This window comes from Entomohabitans teleogrylli, assembly GCF_001484765.1.
GTDB classification, from domain to species: Bacteria; Pseudomonadota; Gammaproteobacteria; order Enterobacterales; family Enterobacteriaceae; genus Entomohabitans; species Entomohabitans teleogrylli.
Map to the genome: position 1 here is coordinate 105,501 of NZ_LLXO01000016.1, position 17,478 is coordinate 122,978.

Sequence of the window (17,478 nt, forward strand, 5' to 3'; positions counted from 1 at the left end):
TGGTTATTCAGGCTGTTCCAGAGATTTTATGTAATCGTAAATCGCTAACTGGGCGCGCACCTTACGGCGATTGCCGCGCGGAACATAGCGATTACTCAGCTCTTTGTCGATAATGCGCGCTTTCACCGTGTCGCTGAACAGAATTTCGATGATATCCAGCACCCGCTGTTTCAGGCGCGGATCGAGCAGCGCGACGGCAACTTCAATGCGATAGTCAATATTGCGCGTCATCCAGTCCGCCGAGGACAGGAAGACTTTTTTATCTCCACCGTTTTCGAAAATATAGACCCTGTCGTGTTCCAGATAACGATCGACGATACTGATAACCCGGATATTTTCGCTGATGCCTTCCAGTTGGGGAATCAGCGAACACATACCGCGGATTAATAGATTCACTTCGACGCCGGCGCTGGAAGCGGTATACAGGCGATCCACCAGCCCGTTATCCACCAGGTTGTTCAGCTTCAGCGTGATCCCCGCCGGCTGGCCGTTCTGAGCGCTGGCGATCTCTTTATCGATCATCTCATACAGCAGGCGCCGCGAGTTCTGCGGCGAGACCATCAAATAGTCAAAGGTCACCGGTCGATACGGGTTTTCGATAAAGTTAAATACCCGGCGCACTTCGTTGGTAATGCGCGCATCGGCGGTGAGTAATGAATAGTCGGTATAAAGGCGGGCGGTCTTCTCGTTAAAGTTTCCGGTACCGATATGCGCGTAGCGCACCACATCTTCCCCTTCGCGGCGGGAAATTAAAAACAGCTTGGCGTGGATCTTCAGGCCCGGCGCCGAGAAGATCACGTGCACCCCGGCTTCAGTCAGGCGCTTCGCCCAGTGAATATTGGCCTCTTCGTCGAACCTCGCCTGCAGTTCCACCACCACGGTGACTTTTTTACCGTTGTGGGCCGCGTGGATCATCGATTCGATAATGCGCGAATCTTTCGCCACCCGGTAAATATTGATTTTGATCGCCAGTACGTTGGGATCGAACGAGGCCTGGCGCAGCAGCTCCAGGACATGCTCAAAGGTGTGGTACGGGTAATACAGCAGAACATCGCGTTCGCGAATCGCGTCGAAGCCGTTGCGAAATTTATCAAACCAGAGGTGGCGCAGGCGCGGCAGCGGCTTGTTGACCAGGTTAGCTTTTCCGACATTGGGGAAGCTAATGAAATCTTTGAAGTTGTGGTAGCGACCGCCGGGCACGATGGAATCATAGCGGGAAATCGTTAACTTCTCGCGCAGCATCTCGACCAGTGCGTCAGGCATATCCCTTTGATAGACAAAACGAACCGGTTCGGCGGTCAGGCGCTGTTTCAGGCTGGAGGACATCAGTTCCAGCAGGCTGGACTCCATTTCATGTACCAGATCATACTCCGCATCGCGGGTCATCTTCATGGAGTAGGCATTCAGGGCGTCATAGTCAAAGAAGCCTTTAAAGATATCGTCCAGACAGTAGCGCAGGATGTTATCCAGCAGGATCATCGGCTTGCGGCGGCGCGGCGCTTCCGGCGGCAGATTGACGAAGCGCGGAACCTTATCGGAAGGGATCTCCAGCAGCGCATAGCGGATCTCCTCGCCGCGGATGATTTCTACCGCCAGATAGGTGTAGTCATCTTTCAGGAACTGCACCAGATCGGTTTCGCGGGTGACGAGGATCGGGGTAATGTGCTGACGCAGAAACTGCTTAAAATAGTGACGTAGCCAGACCTGCTGATTTGGCGACAACTGGCGTTCGTTGATCAGAAAGATCTGATTACGGGCCATTTCCAGCAGCAGGTCGTTATACAGGGCATCGAATTCCTGATCGGCCTTCAGAACCCGGGTCTGGATTTTGCCCAACAGATGGCGCGAGTGAGAGGTTAATCCCTGCTCTTCGCTGATCAAAATGCGCCGCTTCAGTTCGGCAAAACGGACCTTATAAAACTCATCAAGGTTGTTGGAATAAATGCCGAGGAAACGCATCCGCTCGATCAGTGGGTTAATTTTATCGGCCGCTTCCTGGAGTACCCGTTCATTGAACGACAACCAGCTTAGTTCTTTTTCGGTATAAAGCTTATCCTGACCCATTACGACTCACACTCCGGTTCTTAATGCAGGGCGTGCTAAATTCGTCCTGTCGGCTATTATGGCGAGCTTTGCCTGAAGATGTCCAACTCTACTGCCAGGCCGCAGGCTGCCTCTTGCGCGCGCAGAGCGGCCTTTCTTACAGAAACATGCTGAATAAATGCTGTGTATATATCAGAGAAGTATGACAGTTAACGGCGAGTTATGAGAGAACAGTGATTTTGGGCAATAAGAACGCCGGGCCGCCGCCCGGCGAAGGCGGTTAGTCTTCCGCCGCATAACCTTCAGGAGGCAGGCGAGCGCCGTCCAGCCAGGCCGCGTTGTCACGCATCGCCAGACGACCATCGACGAACCAACTGATGACCAGCGGATAGATGGCATGTTCCTGGTGCTGAACCCTGGCGGTGATTAACGTTTCGTCATCGCCGTCAAACACCGGTACTTTAGCCTGCAGAATCACTGGTCCGCCGTCCAGCTCGTCAGTGACGAAATGGACCGACGTGCCGTGTTCTTCATCGCCGTTTTCCAGTACCTGGCGATGGGTATACAGACCGGGATATTTGGGTAGCAGGGAAGGGTGGATATTCAACAGACGCCCCGCGTAATGGGCGACAAAGGCCGGGCTGAGGATGCGCATATAGCCGGCCAGCACCACCAGGTCGGGGGCACAGGCGTCTATTTCGGCGATTAACTGGCGATCGAATGCCTCGCGACTGGCATAATCGGCCGGTAACAGCACGTGAGCACGGATCCCCGCTTCCCGGGCGCGTTCAAGGCCGAACGCGTCGGCCTTATTGCTGAATACTGCACACAGGGTGCCGTTAATCTTCTTTTGCTGGCAGGCATCAATCACCGCCTGCAGGTTACTTCCGTTACCGGAAATCAGCACCACAATGCGTTTCATTCAATAACCACACGCTCTTCGGAATCAGAAGCCCTGATGAAACCGATCTTCCAGGCTTTTTCTCCCATGTTATTCATAAGGCTTATAGCTTTAGCGGCTTCTGCGGCCGGCAACGCAATCACCATGCCCACACCGCAGTTAAAGGTACGGTACATTTCGTGGCGGCTGACGTTGCCCGCCTGTTGCAGCCAGTTAAAGACCACCGGCCACTGCCAGGAGGATTCATCAATCACCGCCTGGGTGTTGTCCGGCAGAACGCGCGGAATATTTTCCCAGAAACCGCCGCCGGTCAGGTGGGCAACCGCGTGGACGTCAGCCTGGGCAATCAGCTCCAGCACTGATTTTACGTAAATGCGCGTGGGAGCCAGCAGATGATCCGCCAGCGATTTACCTTCCAGTTGAGTGGTTTGTGGGCACTCGCCGCTGACTTCAAGGATTTTACGTACCAGCGAGTAACCGTTGGAGTGCGGGCCGCTGGAGCCCAGCGCGATCAGCACATCGCCATCCGCGACTTTTGAACCGTCAATGATTTGTGATTTTTCCACCACGCCAACGCAGAACCCGGCGACATCATAGTCTTCGCCGTGGTACATGCCCGGCATCTCCGCCGTTTCGCCGCCGACCAGCGCACAGCCGGATTGCAGACAACCTTCGGCGATACCGCTAATCACACTGGCCGCGGTGTCCACATCCAGTTTGCCGGTGGCATAGTAATCCAGGAAGAACAGCGGCTCGGCGCCCTGTACCACCAGGTCGTTGACGCACATTGCAACCAGATCGATGCCGATCGTGTCGTGGCGTTTCAGGTCCATCGCCAGGCGCAGTTTGGTGCCGACGCCATCGGTGCCGGATACCAGTACCGGTTCACGGTATTTCTGCGGCAGCGCGCACAGCGCGCCAAACCCGCCCAATCCCCCCATCACTTCCGGGCGGCGGGTTTTTTTCACTACGCCCTTGATACGATCGACCAGGGCATTCCCTGCATCAATATCGACACCGGCATCTTTATAGCTGAGAGAGGTTTTGTCGGTCACTACGAAGTCCCCACGCGGTTGCGGTAGTAAAGAAAAAATCGGCGCAATTCTATCAGCGAAGGCAAACGTTTGCGAGCCTCTTCTCGAACCTGCTGGCGAATCGTCCGATGACGCCGTTACCAAGGCGCAGGCGCGCGAAACGCGCGAAAACCTCTGGCGGGAGCGAAAGGGAAATGCGCAGTAGCTATCATTTGGAGTGATATTTGAGTCTGATTTATTCTTGATAACGTTTGATGCAAATCAAGTGTTTTGAGTATGGTCTTAGCGGTAAAAAGCGGTATAATCCGGCGATTTTTTTGTGGTTAGCGGCTTTCAGAGGAGAAAGAGCATGAAGATTGTGGAAGTGAAACACCCACTCGTCAAACACAAGCTGGGACTGATGCGCGAACATGACGTCAGCACCAAGCGCTTTCGTGAACTTGCCTCTGAAGTCGGTAGCCTGCTGACCTATGAAGCCACCGCCGATCTGGAAACCGAAAAAGTCACTATCGAAGGGTGGAACGGCCCGGTCGAAGTTGAACAGATTAAAGGTAAAAAAATCACCGTGGTGCCGATTCTGCGCGCCGGTCTGGGCATGATGGAAGGCGTGCTGGAGCACGTACCGAGCGCCCGCATCAGCGTGGTGGGGATCTATCGTAATGAAGAGACCCTTGAGCCGGTGCCTTATTTCCAGAAACTGGTGTCGAACATCGACGAGCGCATGGCGCTGGTGGTGGATCCGATGCTGGCGACCGGCGGTTCAATGATAGCCACTATCGATCTGTTGAAGAAAGCCGGCTGCAACAGCATTAAAGTGCTGGTGCTGGTCGCGGCGCCGGAAGGGATCGCCGCGCTGGAGAAAGCCCATCCCGATGTTGAGCTGTACACCGCCTCGGTTGATCAGGGGCTCAACGAACACGGTTACATTATCCCGGGTCTTGGCGACGCGGGCGATAAGATATTTGGTACCAAATAAACATCCTGGCCGACTTTGATAGTCGGCTTTTTTTTAAGTTGTTCCAATGATAATGCCTGATAAATGCCGGGGGCGCGTGGCTGCGCGATAACCGACAGGACAGGGCGGGCTGATAACAATATAAGAGGAAAACATTATGACGCGCCGTACTATCGGGGTGAGTGAACGACCGCCGCTTTTACAGACCATCCCGCTGAGTTTGCAGCACCTGTTTGCGATGTTCGGAGCCACAGTGCTGGTGCCTATTTTGTTTAATATCAACCCGGCGACGGTACTGCTGTTCAACGGTATCGGTACGCTACTCTATTTATTCATCTGTAAAGGGAAAATCCCCGCTTACCTCGGCTCCAGCTTTGCCTTTATCTCCCCGGTATTATTACTGCTGCCGCTGGGTTATGAAGTGGCGCTCGGCGGCTTTATCATGTGCGGCGTGCTGTTCTGCCTGGTGGCGCTGATTGTCAAAAAAGCGGGGACCGGCTGGCTGGACGTGATGTTCCCCCCGGCGGCGATGGGGGCGATTGTTGCGGTGATCGGCCTTGAGCTGGCGGGCGTCGCCGCCAATATGGCCGGGCTGCTCCCGGCTGAAGGGACCGCGCCGGACGGCACTACGGTGACCATTTCCCTGGTTACGCTGGCGGTAACCGTATTTGGCTCGGTCCTGTTCCGCGGCTTCCTGGCGATTATCCCAATCCTTATCGGCGTACTGGCTGGCTATGCGCTCTCCTTCGCTATGGGAGTGGTGGATATTACGCCGATTAAAGAGGCGCACTGGTTTGCCCTGCCGACCTTCTATACGCCGCGCTTCGAGTGGTTCGCTATCTTCACTATTCTGCCGGCGGCGCTGGTGGTGATTGCTGAGCACGTCGGCCATCTGGCGGTGACGGCAAACATTGTTAAACGCGATCTGGTGCGCGATCCGGGCCTGCACCGTTCGATGTTCGCTAACGGTCTGTCGACCATGATTTCCGGGTTTTTCGGCTCAACGCCCAACACTACCTACGGTGAAAATATTGGCGTGATGGCGATTACCCGGGTGTACAGCACCTGGGTAATCGGCGGCGCGGCTATCTTCGCGATCCTGCTGTCCTGCGTGGGTAAACTGGCGGCGGCGATCCAGATCATTCCGGTACCGGTAATGGGCGGCGTCTCTTTGTTGCTGTACGGAGTGATTGGCGCTTCCGGTATTCGGGTACTGATCGAATCGAAAGTGGACTATAACAAAGCCCAGAACCTGATCCTGACCTCGGTGATTCTGATTATCGGCGTCAGCGGCGCGAAAGTACATATTGGCGCCGCGGAGCTCAAAGGCATGGCGCTGGCGACAATTGTTGGCATCGCCCTGAGTCTGATCTTCAAGCTGATCAATGTGCTGCGCCCGGAAGAGACGATACTCGACGCGGCCGATCAGGACGAATCACGATCCTGACAGGCTTATCCCGGGCGGAATTTTCCGCCCGGTTTTCCAGGCTCCAGGTTTTGTGATAAATTGACCCGCGTTTTTATGCCACTCTGGTCGAGGTTTTTCTGAATACGCCGGCACAGCTCTCTCTGCCACTCTATCTTCCTGACGATGAAACCTTCGCCAGTTTCTGGCCGGGTGATAACGCCTCTCTGCTGGCGGCTGTGCAAAATGTGCTGCTGCAAAAGCACAGCGGTTATATCTATCTCTGGGGAAGGGAAGGGGCCGGACGGAGCCACCTGATGCATGCCGCCTGCGCGGAACTCTCGCTGCGTGGCGAAGCGGTGGGCTATGTGCCGCTTGATAAGCGCACCTGGTTTGTGCCCGAAGTGCTGGAAGGAATGGAGCAGCTGGCGCTGGTATGCATTGATAATATTGAATGTATTGCCGGCGATGAGCTGTGGGAGATGGAGATCTTTAATCTCTATAACCGCATTCTGGAATCCGGCAATACCCGGCTGCTGATATCCGGCGATCGTCCGCCGCGCCAGCTCAATCTGCAATTAGCCGATCTGGCTTCCCGCCTCGACTGGGGGCAAATCTACAAACTGCAGGCGCTGGACGACGACGATAAATTGCAGGCGCTACAGCTGCGGGCCAGACTGCGCGGCTTTGAACTGCCGGAAGATGTCGGGCGGTTTTTGCTCAAACGGCTGGATCGCGAAATGCGTACGCTATTTATGACTCTCGATCAACTGGATCGGGCGTCGATCACCGCCCAGCGCAAACTCACCATTCCGTTCGTAAAAGATATCCTCGGCTTGTAAACGGCGGCCTTTTCCTGCGCCGCCGGTAAATTGACCCTTACAGAATCTCCAGTACCTGCTCCGGCGGGCGGCCAATACGCGCCTGACCGTCTTTCACCACTATCGGGCGTTCCATCAGTTTAGGGTGCTCCACGATAGCCTGAATCAGCGCCGTTTCCGACAGACCGGTGTCCGCCAGATGTAACTCTTTATAAAGATCTTCTTTCTGGCGCATCAGTTCGCGGGCGCTGTGCATACCTAACATGGCGAGTAGCTTTTTGACCGTCGCCGCGTCCGGTGGGGTCTCCAGATACAGAACTACCTGCGGTTCCACGCCGCGTTCATTGAGTAGGGCCAGGGTTTCCCGGCTTTTGGAACAGCGCGGGTTATGGTAAATGATAACGCCTGAGGACATGATTTCTCCTTACATCTTTTGATACTGGCGGAATCGCTGCTGCAATTCGCGCAGTTGATCGATACGCGCATCATAACGCGCCTGCTGTAGGCTACCCAGCTTGACCTGGCCGCTGGCGTTGCTCAGCAGGGAAATCGCCTGATCCAGCCTGCCGGTTAACGCCATGATTTCAGCCCGCGCTGCCAGCTCCTGATCGCGGTTGCCCAGTGTCGCCTGAGTCTGGGCCAGCAGATCCCAGCCGTTGATATCATCCGGATGGGTAAAGGTATAGCGGTTGAGGATAGCGGCTGCCTGTGCCGGCTGACCCCCTTCAACATAAGCGTTCGCCAGGTTTATCTGCAGTACCGGATTGTTCTTCAGGTCGGGAGCGTTTTTCAGGCGATTAATGGCATCGCTGGCTTTGTTCTGACCAAGATCGATATCGGTGGCGGCATCCAGAAACCATGGACTATTGGGCTCGGCGCTCAGCAGCGGCTGGAGCTCCTGGCGCGCCAGGGCATAGTTTTTCTTATCCATTGCCTGTAGTACGCGGCCATAGCGGGCGGCGCGCTGTTCGCGCACATTGCCTTTCGACCAGGCGTCCAGCAGATCGCTGTCCAGCTTATTGCGTTCAGAACCGTACATCCCCAGTGCGCGCACTTTCGCCATATAGAAATTTTCTGACGACTGAACCACCACCGGACGCATCTGGTTAGCGCGGTTGCGGGCGTCGGATAAACGACTTTCCGGCAGGGGGTGGGTAAGCAAAATCTCCGGCGGCCGCGAGGAGTAGCGCGACTGATCGAGCAGCTTTTCAAGGAAGGTCGGCATCGCCTGGGGATCGAAGCCGGCGCGCTGTAATACCTGAATCCCGATGCGGTCCGCTTCCTGTTCGTTTTGTTGGGTGAAACTGATCATGCCCTGGCGAGTGCCCGCCAGGGTGCCGGTCAACGCCGCCATACCCGCCTGGGGACTGGCCATTGCCAGCAGGATAGACCCCAGCGCGCCAACCCAGGTGAGAGGCGCGCTGCGCTGCTGATCTTCCATTGCCCGCGCCAGATGGCGCTGGGTAACGTGAGAAATTTCATGCGCGACCACCGACGCCAGTTGGCTTTCGTTATCCGTGTAGCGAAACAGGGCGGAGTGGAGCACGACATTGCCGCCGAAGAACGCGAAGGCGTTGATTTCGTCGTTATTGATCAGAAAGAAGTGGAACGGCGTTTTCACCGACCAGGCATTGCTTACCAGGCGCATGCCCAGGCTATTGATGTACTGTACCAGCAGCGGATCGTTAATCAGCGGCGCGCTGCCGCGCAACTGGCGTACATAGAAGTCCCCCATCTGCATTTCCTGGCCGATGGATAGCGTACTACCAGCCGAGGTACCAATATCCGGGAGTTGATCGGCGGAATCGGCGTAAACCGGAGCTGTCTGGCCGGCCACCAGCGTGGCGAGCAGCGCGCAGACCAGCGTTTTTTTCAACGGCCTGAACATAACCCTGTTTCCTGTGTAATCTGACTCTGTGTTCGACATGAATGATGGCGGTTCAGTTCACTTCCCTGCGGGGAAATCCGAGTGTAGCCCGTCCGGGGGGCCCGGGGAAAGCTTTCAGGATAAAAAGCAAAGTCTTTTCTGTGACATTTAGATACAATTACGCCCGTCCATTGATCCCTCCGTTTCCGCCGGGAAGAAAAAGTATGCTTGAAATGTTGTTGCAGTGGTATCGCCGTCGGTTCAGCGATCCGGAGGCGATTGCCCTGCTGGTTATTCTGGTTGCCTGCTTTGGCATCCTGTTCTTCTTTTCTGGCCTCCTGGCGCCGTTGCTGGTGGCGATTGTACTGGCTTATCTGCTGGAATGGCCGACGATTCGCCTTGAGCGGCTGGGCCTTTCGCGCGGCGTGGCGACTTCGCTGGTGCTGATCGTGTTTGTCGGGGTATTGCTGTTGATGGTACTGGTGGTGGCGCCGATTGCCTGGCAGCAGGGTATCAACCTGATCCGCGATATTCCGGGAATGCTCAATAAACTTTCCGACTTTGCCGCCACCCTGCCGCGCCGTTATCCGGCATTGACCGACGCCGGTATTCTCGACGCTATGGCGGAGAATATGCGCACCCGCATGCTGAGCATGGGGGATTCGGTGGTGAAATACTCCCTGGCGTCGCTGGTGGGGCTGTTAACCCTGGCCATCTACCTGATTCTGGTGCCGCTGATGGTCTTTTTCCTGGTGAAGGATAAAGAGCAGATGCTGAACGCTGTACGGCGGGTTCTGCCCCGTAACCGCGGGCTTGCCGGCCAGGTCTGGAGCGAAATGAATCAGCAGATCACCAACTATATTCGCGGCAAAGTGCTGGAGATGGTGGTGGTCGGCGTGGCGACCTGGGTAGGTTTCCTGATTTTTGGTCTCAACTATTCGCTGCTGCTGGCGGTGCTGGTAGGCCTGTCGGTACTGATTCCCTATATCGGCGCCTTTGTGGTGACCATTCCGGTGGTTTGCGTCGCGCTGTTTCAGTTCGGCGCCGGCACCGAATTCTGGAGCTGCTTTGCCGTCTACCTGATTATTCAGGGGCTGGATGGTAACCTGCTGGTGCCGGTACTGTTTTCGGAAGCGGTGAACCTGCATCCGCTGGTGATTATTCTGTCAGTGATCATCTTTGGCGGGCTGTGGGGTTTCTGGGGGGTATTTTTCGCCATCCCGCTGGCGACGCTGGTGAAGGCGGTGATTCACGCCTGGCCGGATGGACTACAGTCGGACGATGAGAGTTCCTCGCCATAGCGCAAGACTGGTGTACAGCGCATTAAAAAGCCGACAGCAATGTCGGCTTTTTTATCGCTGTTATAGCGCGCCGCTTCAGGTTCAGGCGTGCTCCTGCAGCCAGCTCAGGACAATGTCGTGGTGATTACTGGTTTTAAAATCATTGAATACATGCTCCACCACGCCATTGGCATCGATCAGAAAGCTGATGCGATGGATACCGTCATAGGTTTTGCCCATAAAGGATTTTTCGCCCCAGACGCCAAACTGTTCGCACACCTGGTGGTCTTCGTCTGACAACAGCGTGAAGTTAAGCAACTCTTTTTCAGCGAAACGCGACAGCTTTTCCGGTTTGTCGGTGCTGATGCCCAGCACCTCCACGCCGGCTTTCTTCAGATCGTCCATGTTGTCTCGCAGGCCGCAGGCCTGAACGGTGCAACCGGGGGTCATGGCTTTAGGGTAAAAATAAACCAGAACACGTTGCCCCTGGAAGTCGGTTAAATTTACTTGTTCACCATCCTGATCGGGCAAGCTAAATTTCGGTGCAATATCACCGGCTTTCAGTGGATTCATCACTATACTCCGTCCTGTTCGTCATGCTGTGGGTAATTAACGACGCTAATAGTGCCTTGTGCGTTGAGTTCTGTACATAGGGCCTTAAATGCCTGCTCAATATTTGTCGCATCGTGCGGTACCGGGCTATGGGCGGTAATCTGGATATATAACCCGGGCGCGCCTTCCTGAGTTTCCGACGGCTGAGTGCGCGAAACCAGTTCAGCAATATTCATATGGTGAGAGTCGAACAGATCGGTGAAACGTTCGATCAGGTGCGGTGAATCGTCGACCTCGACCTGCACCCAGACTGTCGCCGGCATCGCCGGACGCACCTGAGCATTGGTGCGCTTCATAACAATCAGCAGATCCAGCTCTGCGCCTTTTAATGGCAGGGTGGATTCAATCAGGGTTATCGCATTCCAGGTGCCGGACAGCAGCATAATAAAGGTAAATTCGTCCCCAAGCATCGCAAGGCGGCTGTCTTCAATGTTGCAGCCGCAACTACTGACGTGCCGGGTGATGGTATTTACAATGCCCGGGCGGTCAGCGCCAAGGGCTGTAATCACCAGATAATGTTGTGATGAGGGCCTCAAACGTAATCTTCCTGTGGATTTATGCGGTAATCATAAGGAAAGCATAAAAAAAACTTGCGTACAACCGCCAGGATAGTCCCCTGGCCGCTTGCTTTTGAGGCGGCACCAAACGTACCATTGTGACACTTGTTTGCGGAGAGGATGGCCAATGTTCACGGGAAGTATTGTCGCGCTGGTTACACCGATGGATGAAAAAGGGAATGTCTGCCGGTCGAGCCTGAAAAAACTGATTGATTATCATGTCGCTAGCGGAACGTCGGCGATTGTGTCGGTAGGGACTACCGGGGAATCCGCCACGCTGAGCCATGATGAGCACGGCGATGTGGTGATGATGACGCTGGAACTGGCCGATGGCCGTATCCCGGTGATTGCCGGTACCGGCGCTAACGCTACGTCTGAAGCCATCTCTCTGACTAAACGGTTTAACGATTCCGGCATTGTGGGTTGCCTGACGGTCACCCCGTATTACAATCGCCCCACTCAGGAAGGGCTGTACCAGCACTTTAAGGCGATTGCCGAAAACACCGATCTCCCCCAGATTCTGTATAACGTACCGTCCCGTACCGGCTGTGACATGCTGCCGGAGACCATCGGTCGTCTGGCGAAAGTAAAAAATATTGTCGCTGTTAAAGAAGCCACCGGGAACTTAACCCGGGTAAACCAGATCAAAGAGCTGGTTGATAACGACTTTATTCTGCTCAGCGGTGATGACGCCACTGCCCTGGATTTTATGCACCTTGGCGGTCATGGGGTTATCTCGGTCACGGCGAACGTGGCTGCCCGCGAGATGGCGGAAATGTGCCGGCTGGCGGCGGCAGGTCAATTTGACGAGGCGCGGGTAATTAACCAGCGCCTGATGCCGCTGCATACTAAATTATTTGTTGAACCCAACCCGATTCCGGTCAAATGGGCCTGTAAGGCGTTGGGACTTGTGGCGACCGATACGCTGCGCCTGCCGATGACGCCGATGACAGCGGAAAGCGTTCCGGTGATCACCAGTGCGCTGAAGCATGCCGGTCTGCTGTAATTTTAGGGAGATTTGATGGCTTACTCAGTACAGAAGTCGATGGTGGCGAAAGTGGTGGGCGTGTCGCTCATCATGATGCTTGCCGCCTGTAGTTCCGACCAGCGTTATAAGCGCCAGGTAAGTGGCGATGAAGCCTATCTGGACGCCACCCCGCTTGCGGAGCTGCATGCCCCGGCGGGGATGATCCTGCCGGTTGAAAGCGGCGACTATCATGTTCCGGTGACCAATGGCAGCGGTCCGGTTGGTAAACAGCTGGATATCCGCCCGCCGGCGCAGCCTCTGGCGCTGGTAACCGGAGCCCGCACCCAGTTTACCGGGGACACCGCGACGCTGTTGGTGGAAAATAGCCGCAGTGGTTCTCTCTGGCCGCAGGTGGTCAGCGTGGTACAGTCTAAAAACTATACCATCGACAAGCGCGATGATGCCGCCCAGACCCTGACCACTGACTGGGTTCAGTGGAACCGGGCTGACGAAGACGAGCAGTTCCGGGGCCGTTATCAAATCACCGTGCAGCCGCAGAGCTATCAGCAGGGTGTGGTGGTGAAGGTGCTGAACCTGGAGCAGGCCGGCAAACCGGTCGCCGATCCGGCGTCGTTGCAGCGCTACAGCACCCAGATGCTGAACGTTATCTCCGCCGGTCTGGATCAGGCCGACAGCGCCACCCAGAACGCCAGCAGCCGCGCGACGGGTCAGCTTGATGTCCAGAGCGGCGCCGACGATACCGGTCTGCCGTTACTGGTGGTGCGCGGTCCGTTTACTACCGTGTGGAGCCGCCTGCCGGCGACCCTTGAGAAAGTGGGCATGAAGGTTACCGACAGCACCCGCTCTCAGGGCAGCATCGCAGTGACCTATAAGCCGCTTTCCGAAAGCGACTGGATCGCGCTCGGGGCGAAAGATCCGGGTCTGCCTTCCGGCGACTACAAGCTACAGGTTGGCGATCTCGACAACCGCAGTACGCTGCAGTTTATCGATCCAAAAGGCCACACGCTAACCCAGTCGCAGAATGACGCGCTGGTGGCGGTGTTCGAAGCGGCATTCAGCAAGTCGTAATTATCAGAGGGCCGGTACTACCGGCCCTTCTTAATTTATTTAGTGTTTCTCGCGTTAAATCATCTGGTCACGTCAGTGGCTAACCTATCTGGAGTAATTAAAGATGCAAAAGCAAGCTGAGTTGTATCGCGGTAAAGCGAAGACCGTGTACAGCACGGAGAATCCCGATTTGCTGGTACTCGAATTCCGTAACGATACATCAGCAGGGGACGGCGCTCGCATCGAGCAGTTTGATCGCAAAGGAATGGTGAATAACAAATTTAACCATTTCATCATGAGCAAACTGGAAGAGGCGGGTGTTCCGACGCAGCTGGAAGCCCTGCTTTCTGATACCGAATCGCTAGTGAAAAAACTCGATATGGTGCCGGTTGAGTGCGTGATCCGCAACCGCGCGGCGGGTTCGCTGGTTAAGCGTCTGGGCATTGAAGAGGGGATTGAGCTTAATCCGCCGCTGTTCGATATGTTCCTGAAAAATGACGCTATGCACGACCCGATGGTCAATGAATCCTATTGCGAAACCTTTGGCTGGGTAAGCAAAGAAAACCTCGCGCGCATGAAAGAGTTGACCTACAGGGCAAACGATGTCCTGAGCAAATTGTTTGATGATGCTGGTCTGATCCTGGTGGATTTCAAGCTGGAATTTGGTCTGTACAAAGGTCAGGTCGTTCTCGGCGACGAGTTCTCCCCGGACGGCAGCCGCCTGTGGGATAAAAACACCCTCGACAAAATGGACAAAGACCGTTTTCGCCAGAGCCTCGGCGGCCTGATTGAAGCCTATGAAGAGGTTGCACGACGTCTTGGCGTTAAATTAGACTAACTGCGCAATCGTTTACGTTCTGTGGCGGATCGGGCACTATTCCGGTCCGCCATTTTTATTGTCGATTTCTTATGGTAATTCCGTCGTCAGCCAGCCAGGATCTGTGTATTACAAATAGTGTCCGGAGTTGAGATATGCGTTGGCAAGGACGTCGCGAAAGCGACAATGTTGAAGACAGGCGCAACGATGCGCGCGGGCCCCTGTCCGGCGGCGGCGGCGGTTTCCGCGTGCCGCGCGGCAAAGGGGGGCTGGTATTGCTGATTGTGGTACTGGTGGCGGGCTATTATGGCGTGGATCTTTCTCCGCTGCTGACCGGCGGCCAGCCGGTGACTCAGCAAACGCAAACTGGCTCCATCAGCCCGCGCGATGATGAATCCGCGAAATTTACCTCGGTGGTACTGGCTACCACGGAAGACACCTGGAGTTCCCTGTTCCGCCAGATGGGCAAAACCTACCAACAGCCGAAACTGGTGATGTATCGCGGCGCCACGCGTACTGGCTGCGGCACCGGCCAGTCGGTGATGGGGCCCTTCTACTGCCCGGCGGACGGTACGGTCTATATCGATCTCTCTTTCTACGATGAAATGAAAAGTAAGCTGGGCGCCGGCGGCGATTTCGCTCAGGGCTATGTGATTGCCCATGAAGTCGGCCACCACGTCCAGCGGCTGCTGGGGATTGAGCCGAAAGTACGCAGCATGCAGCAGAATGCCTCGCAGGCAGACGCTAACCGGCTGTCGGTGCGCATGGAGTTGCAGGCGGACTGTTTCGCCGGCGTCTGGGGCCACAGCATGGAGCAGCAGGGCATTCTGGAGGAGGGCGATCTGAAAGAGGCGCTTAATGCCGCCGAGGCGATTGGCGACGATCGCCTTCAACAGCAGAGCCAGGGGCGGGTGGTGCCGGACAGTTTTACCCATGGCACATCCGAACAGCGCTATACGTGGTTTAAACGCGGTTTTGACAGCGGCAATCCCGCGCAGTGTGACACCTTCGGCGGGAGCCTGTAATATTCCGCGCCATGGATGACGAGACTTTTCTTTGCGCGCTGGCGCATTATGCGTCGCAGATGCGCGAGGTCGGGTTCCGCGGGCTGCTGGTGCTGTCCGGGGAAGCGACCTGGAGCGCTGAGCAGGCCAGCGCGCTGGCGCGCCGTCTGCCCGGCGACTGGCTGTGGGTTGGCGAGCCGACGGACGCCGCGCAGGCCTGCCCTCCGCGCCAGTTGCGCAGTCTGCTGGGGCGCGAATTTCACCACGCGATTTTTGATGCCCGCCGCGGGTTCGACGCCGAAGCGCTGGCGGCGCTGGCGGGGACTTTAACCGCCGGTAGCTGGCTGGTGATGTTGACTGCGCCGGCTGCCTGCTGGCGCGCCAGTATCGACGCCGATTCCATCCGCTGGAGCGACAGCCAGCAACCCATCGCCACTCCCCATTTCCTGCACCACGTCCTGCGCATTGTGAACGCCGATCCGGCGATCGTTCACTGGCGGCAGTCTGAGCCGGTACCCTCATTGCCTGATCTGCCGCAGCGCCTCTGGCTACAGGCCAGTGGCGCACCGCAGGCGGAACAGGCGGAGATGCTGACCAGGCTGCGCCAGATGCGCCGGGGGATCGTCGCCATTACCGCGCCGCGCGGTCGGGGCAAATCGGCGCTGGCCGGCATGTTTATTCGTGACGGAGCCAGGACGGCGCTGGTGACGGCGCCGGCGAAGGTGGCGACCGGGGTGATGGCGCAGTTCGCCGGCGATAAATTCCGCTTTATGGCCCCGGACGCCATCGAACGCGCCTTACAGGAAGGATCGCTGACGCCCTGCGACTGGCTGATCGTGGACGAGGCGGCAGCGATTCCGGCGCCGCTATTGTCGCGCCTGATGAGCGCTTTCCCTGGCGTGCTGCTTACCACCACGGTGCAGGGTTATGAAGGCACCGGACGGGGATTTTTACTCAAGTTCTGCGCCCGTTTCCCGGCGCTGCAAAGATTTACTCTGGCGACGCCGGTGCGCTGGGCCAGCGGCGATCCGCTGGAGCGGGCGCTGGATGAACTGTTGCTGTTTGACGATCAACTGGCGCCGGTGGATGCCGGGGGAGAGGTGCATATTCTGCCGGTGCCGCAGTCCGCCTGGCGGTATCAACCGGCGCGTATGGCGAATCTGTATCGCCTGCTGGCCGGGGCTCACTACCGTACTTCCCCACTCGATCTGCGGCGCATGATGGATGCCCCGGGCCAGGGGTTTTATGCGGCGCTGTCCGGGGAACAGGCGGTCGGCGCGCTGTGGATGGTGGCGGAAGGCGGCCTCGACGAACAGTTAAGCCGCGCCGTGTGGGCCGGGTTCCGGCGCCCGCGTGGCAATCTGGTCGCCCAGTCGCTGGCGGCCCACGGCGGCAGCCCGCTGGCGGCGACTCTCCGCGGTCTGCGGGTGAGCCGCATTGCGGTACACCCACAGTGCCAGCGCCAGACCATTGGCCGGCAACTGATTGAACAGGTTCGCCATCAGGCGGCAGAGCAGTATGACTATCTGTCGGTAAGCTTTGGTTTTACCCCGCAGTTGTGGCGTTTCTGGCAGCGCTGCGGGTTTGCGCTGGTGAGGATCGGCAGTCATCGGGAAGCCAGCAGCGGCTGTTATACCGCGATGGCGCTGCTGCCGCTGAACCGCCGCGGCGCGGCGCTGGCCGATAACGAGCATCAGCGATTGTGCCGCGACAGCGGCTGGCTACAGCCGTGGATTGATGAGCCGATCCCGGTGACATGGCGGAAAACGACTACTCTTACTGATGATGACTGGCAGGAACTGGCGGGATTCGCGTTCGCGCATCGCCCGCTGGAAGCCTGTACCGGCAGCCTGCAGAGGTTGCTGCTGGCGCAGGCGCCAGCGATGCCGTTGCTGGAGGCGCTGTTGCGCCAGCGTGTTACGGCAAGTGAAGTATGTCGGCGCCAGCGTCTGTCGGGACAGAAGGCGCTACTGGCTGCCTGCCGCGCTGAAGCGGGTCGGGCGCTGTACCGTCTGGATGAAGCGCGCGCCCGTCAGCTTGCAGCGCAGATTTTGCAATTGCAATTTTTCCAATGAGTTGTTCAAAGCGCTTATATGGTCATTTATCTCACCCGGCGTAGACTGAACGCCATCAACTAAGGAGATAAC

16 protein-coding genes are annotated in these 17,478 nt (G+C 56.8%); 9 read left to right on the forward strand and 7 right to left on the reverse strand.

All coding sequences use genetic code 11. The features are described from left to right. Positions 1-3 precede the first annotated feature (3 nt). From ppk1 to purM, 3 genes are all read right to left on the reverse strand, one after another. Entirely contained in the window at positions 4-2,064 is a 2,061-nt protein-coding gene (ppk1, locus tag AQ981_RS18695; protein WP_058913266.1) for a polyphosphate kinase 1, read from the reverse strand. A gap of 259 nt (positions 2,065-2,323) precedes the next feature. Further along, positions 2,324-2,965, reverse strand: coding sequence for a phosphoribosylglycinamide formyltransferase (gene purN, locus AQ981_RS18700; RefSeq protein WP_058913267.1), 642 nt, complete (start codon positions 2,963-2,965; stop codon positions 2,324-2,326). Next, positions 2,962-3,999: a phosphoribosylformylglycinamidine cyclo-ligase gene (purM, locus tag AQ981_RS18705; protein ID WP_058913268.1), complete on the reverse strand. Its 1,038-nt coding sequence runs from the start codon at positions 3,997-3,999 to the stop codon at positions 2,962-2,964. Before purM ends, purN begins: the two co-directional genes overlap by 4 nt. Before the next feature lie 328 nt (positions 4,000-4,327). Here purM and upp point away from each other — a divergent pair, with 328 nt between their 5' ends. The 3 genes from upp (at position 4,328) to AQ981_RS18720 (ending at position 7,180) form a co-directional block, all read left to right on the forward strand. After that, positions 4,328-4,954, forward strand: coding sequence for a uracil phosphoribosyltransferase (upp, locus tag AQ981_RS18710; RefSeq protein WP_058913269.1), 627 nt, complete (start codon positions 4,328-4,330; stop codon positions 4,952-4,954). Between the two features lie 136 nt (positions 4,955-5,090). Then, on the forward strand, positions 5,091-6,380 hold the full coding sequence (gene uraA, locus AQ981_RS18715; RefSeq protein ID WP_058913270.1) for a uracil permease: 1,290 nt from the start codon (positions 5,091-5,093) through the stop codon (positions 6,378-6,380). Between the two features lie 98 nt (positions 6,381-6,478). Continuing rightward, positions 6,479-7,180: a DnaA inactivator Hda gene (locus AQ981_RS18720; protein ID WP_071608944.1), complete on the forward strand. Its 702-nt coding sequence runs from the start codon at positions 6,479-6,481 to the stop codon at positions 7,178-7,180. Positions 7,181-7,217: 37 nt separating this feature from the next. On the opposite strand, the gene arsC is transcribed toward AQ981_RS18720, so the two are convergent. Both arsC and bepA read right to left on the reverse strand, forming a co-directional pair. Beyond that, on the reverse strand, positions 7,218-7,574 hold the full coding sequence (arsC, locus tag AQ981_RS18725) for an arsenate reductase (glutaredoxin) (RefSeq protein WP_058913272.1): 357 nt from the start codon (positions 7,572-7,574) through the stop codon (positions 7,218-7,220). Between the two features lie 9 nt (positions 7,575-7,583). Further along, a complete protein-coding gene (gene bepA / locus AQ981_RS18730; RefSeq protein ID WP_058913273.1) occupies positions 7,584-9,047 on the reverse strand; it encodes a beta-barrel assembly-enhancing protease in 1,464 nt (487 codons plus the stop codon). 203 nt (positions 9,048-9,250) lie between these two features. Between bepA and AQ981_RS18735 the strand changes: the two genes are divergently transcribed. Further along, complete coding sequence (locus tag AQ981_RS18735; protein ID WP_058913274.1) at positions 9,251-10,327, forward strand: AI-2E family transporter; 1,077 nt, start codon at positions 9,251-9,253, stop codon at positions 10,325-10,327. Positions 10,328-10,408: 81 nt separating this feature from the next. Here the strand turns inward: AQ981_RS18735 and bcp are convergent, their stop codons facing one another. Next, entirely contained in the window at positions 10,409-10,879 is a 471-nt protein-coding gene (gene bcp, locus AQ981_RS18740; protein ID WP_058913275.1) for a thioredoxin-dependent thiol peroxidase, read from the reverse strand. Positions 10,880-10,881: 2 nt separating this feature from the next. Beyond that, the gene (locus AQ981_RS18745; protein WP_058913276.1) at positions 10,882-11,454 is read right to left on the reverse strand and encodes a glycine cleavage system transcriptional repressor; all 573 of its coding nucleotides are present in this window, start codon (positions 11,452-11,454) and stop codon (positions 10,882-10,884) included. A gap of 148 nt (positions 11,455-11,602) precedes the next feature. Here AQ981_RS18745 and dapA point away from each other — a divergent pair, with 148 nt between their 5' ends. The 5 genes from dapA (at position 11,603) to AQ981_RS18770 (ending at position 17,406) form a co-directional block, all read left to right on the forward strand. Beyond that, positions 11,603-12,481, forward strand: coding sequence for a 4-hydroxy-tetrahydrodipicolinate synthase (dapA, locus tag AQ981_RS18750; protein WP_058913277.1), 879 nt, complete (start codon positions 11,603-11,605; stop codon positions 12,479-12,481). Positions 12,482-12,496: 15 nt separating this feature from the next. Further along, positions 12,497-13,531 carry an outer membrane protein assembly factor BamC gene (gene bamC / locus AQ981_RS18755; protein ID WP_058913278.1) on the forward strand — a complete coding sequence of 345 codons (1,035 nt, stop codon included), beginning with the start codon at positions 12,497-12,499 and terminating at the stop codon, positions 13,529-13,531. Positions 13,532-13,634: 103 nt separating this feature from the next. Beyond that, positions 13,635-14,348: a phosphoribosylaminoimidazolesuccinocarboxamide synthase gene (gene purC / locus AQ981_RS18760; RefSeq protein ID WP_058913279.1), complete on the forward strand. Its 714-nt coding sequence runs from the start codon at positions 13,635-13,637 to the stop codon at positions 14,346-14,348. 134 nt (positions 14,349-14,482) lie between these two features. Continuing rightward, entirely contained in the window at positions 14,483-15,352 is an 870-nt protein-coding gene (ypfJ, locus tag AQ981_RS18765) for a KPN_02809 family neutral zinc metallopeptidase (RefSeq protein ID WP_058913280.1), read from the forward strand. A gap of 11 nt (positions 15,353-15,363) precedes the next feature. Next, positions 15,364-17,406: a tRNA(Met) cytidine acetyltransferase TmcA gene (locus AQ981_RS18770; protein ID WP_058913281.1), complete on the forward strand. Its 2,043-nt coding sequence runs from the start codon at positions 15,364-15,366 to the stop codon at positions 17,404-17,406. Positions 17,407-17,478: the final 72 nt, after the last annotated feature.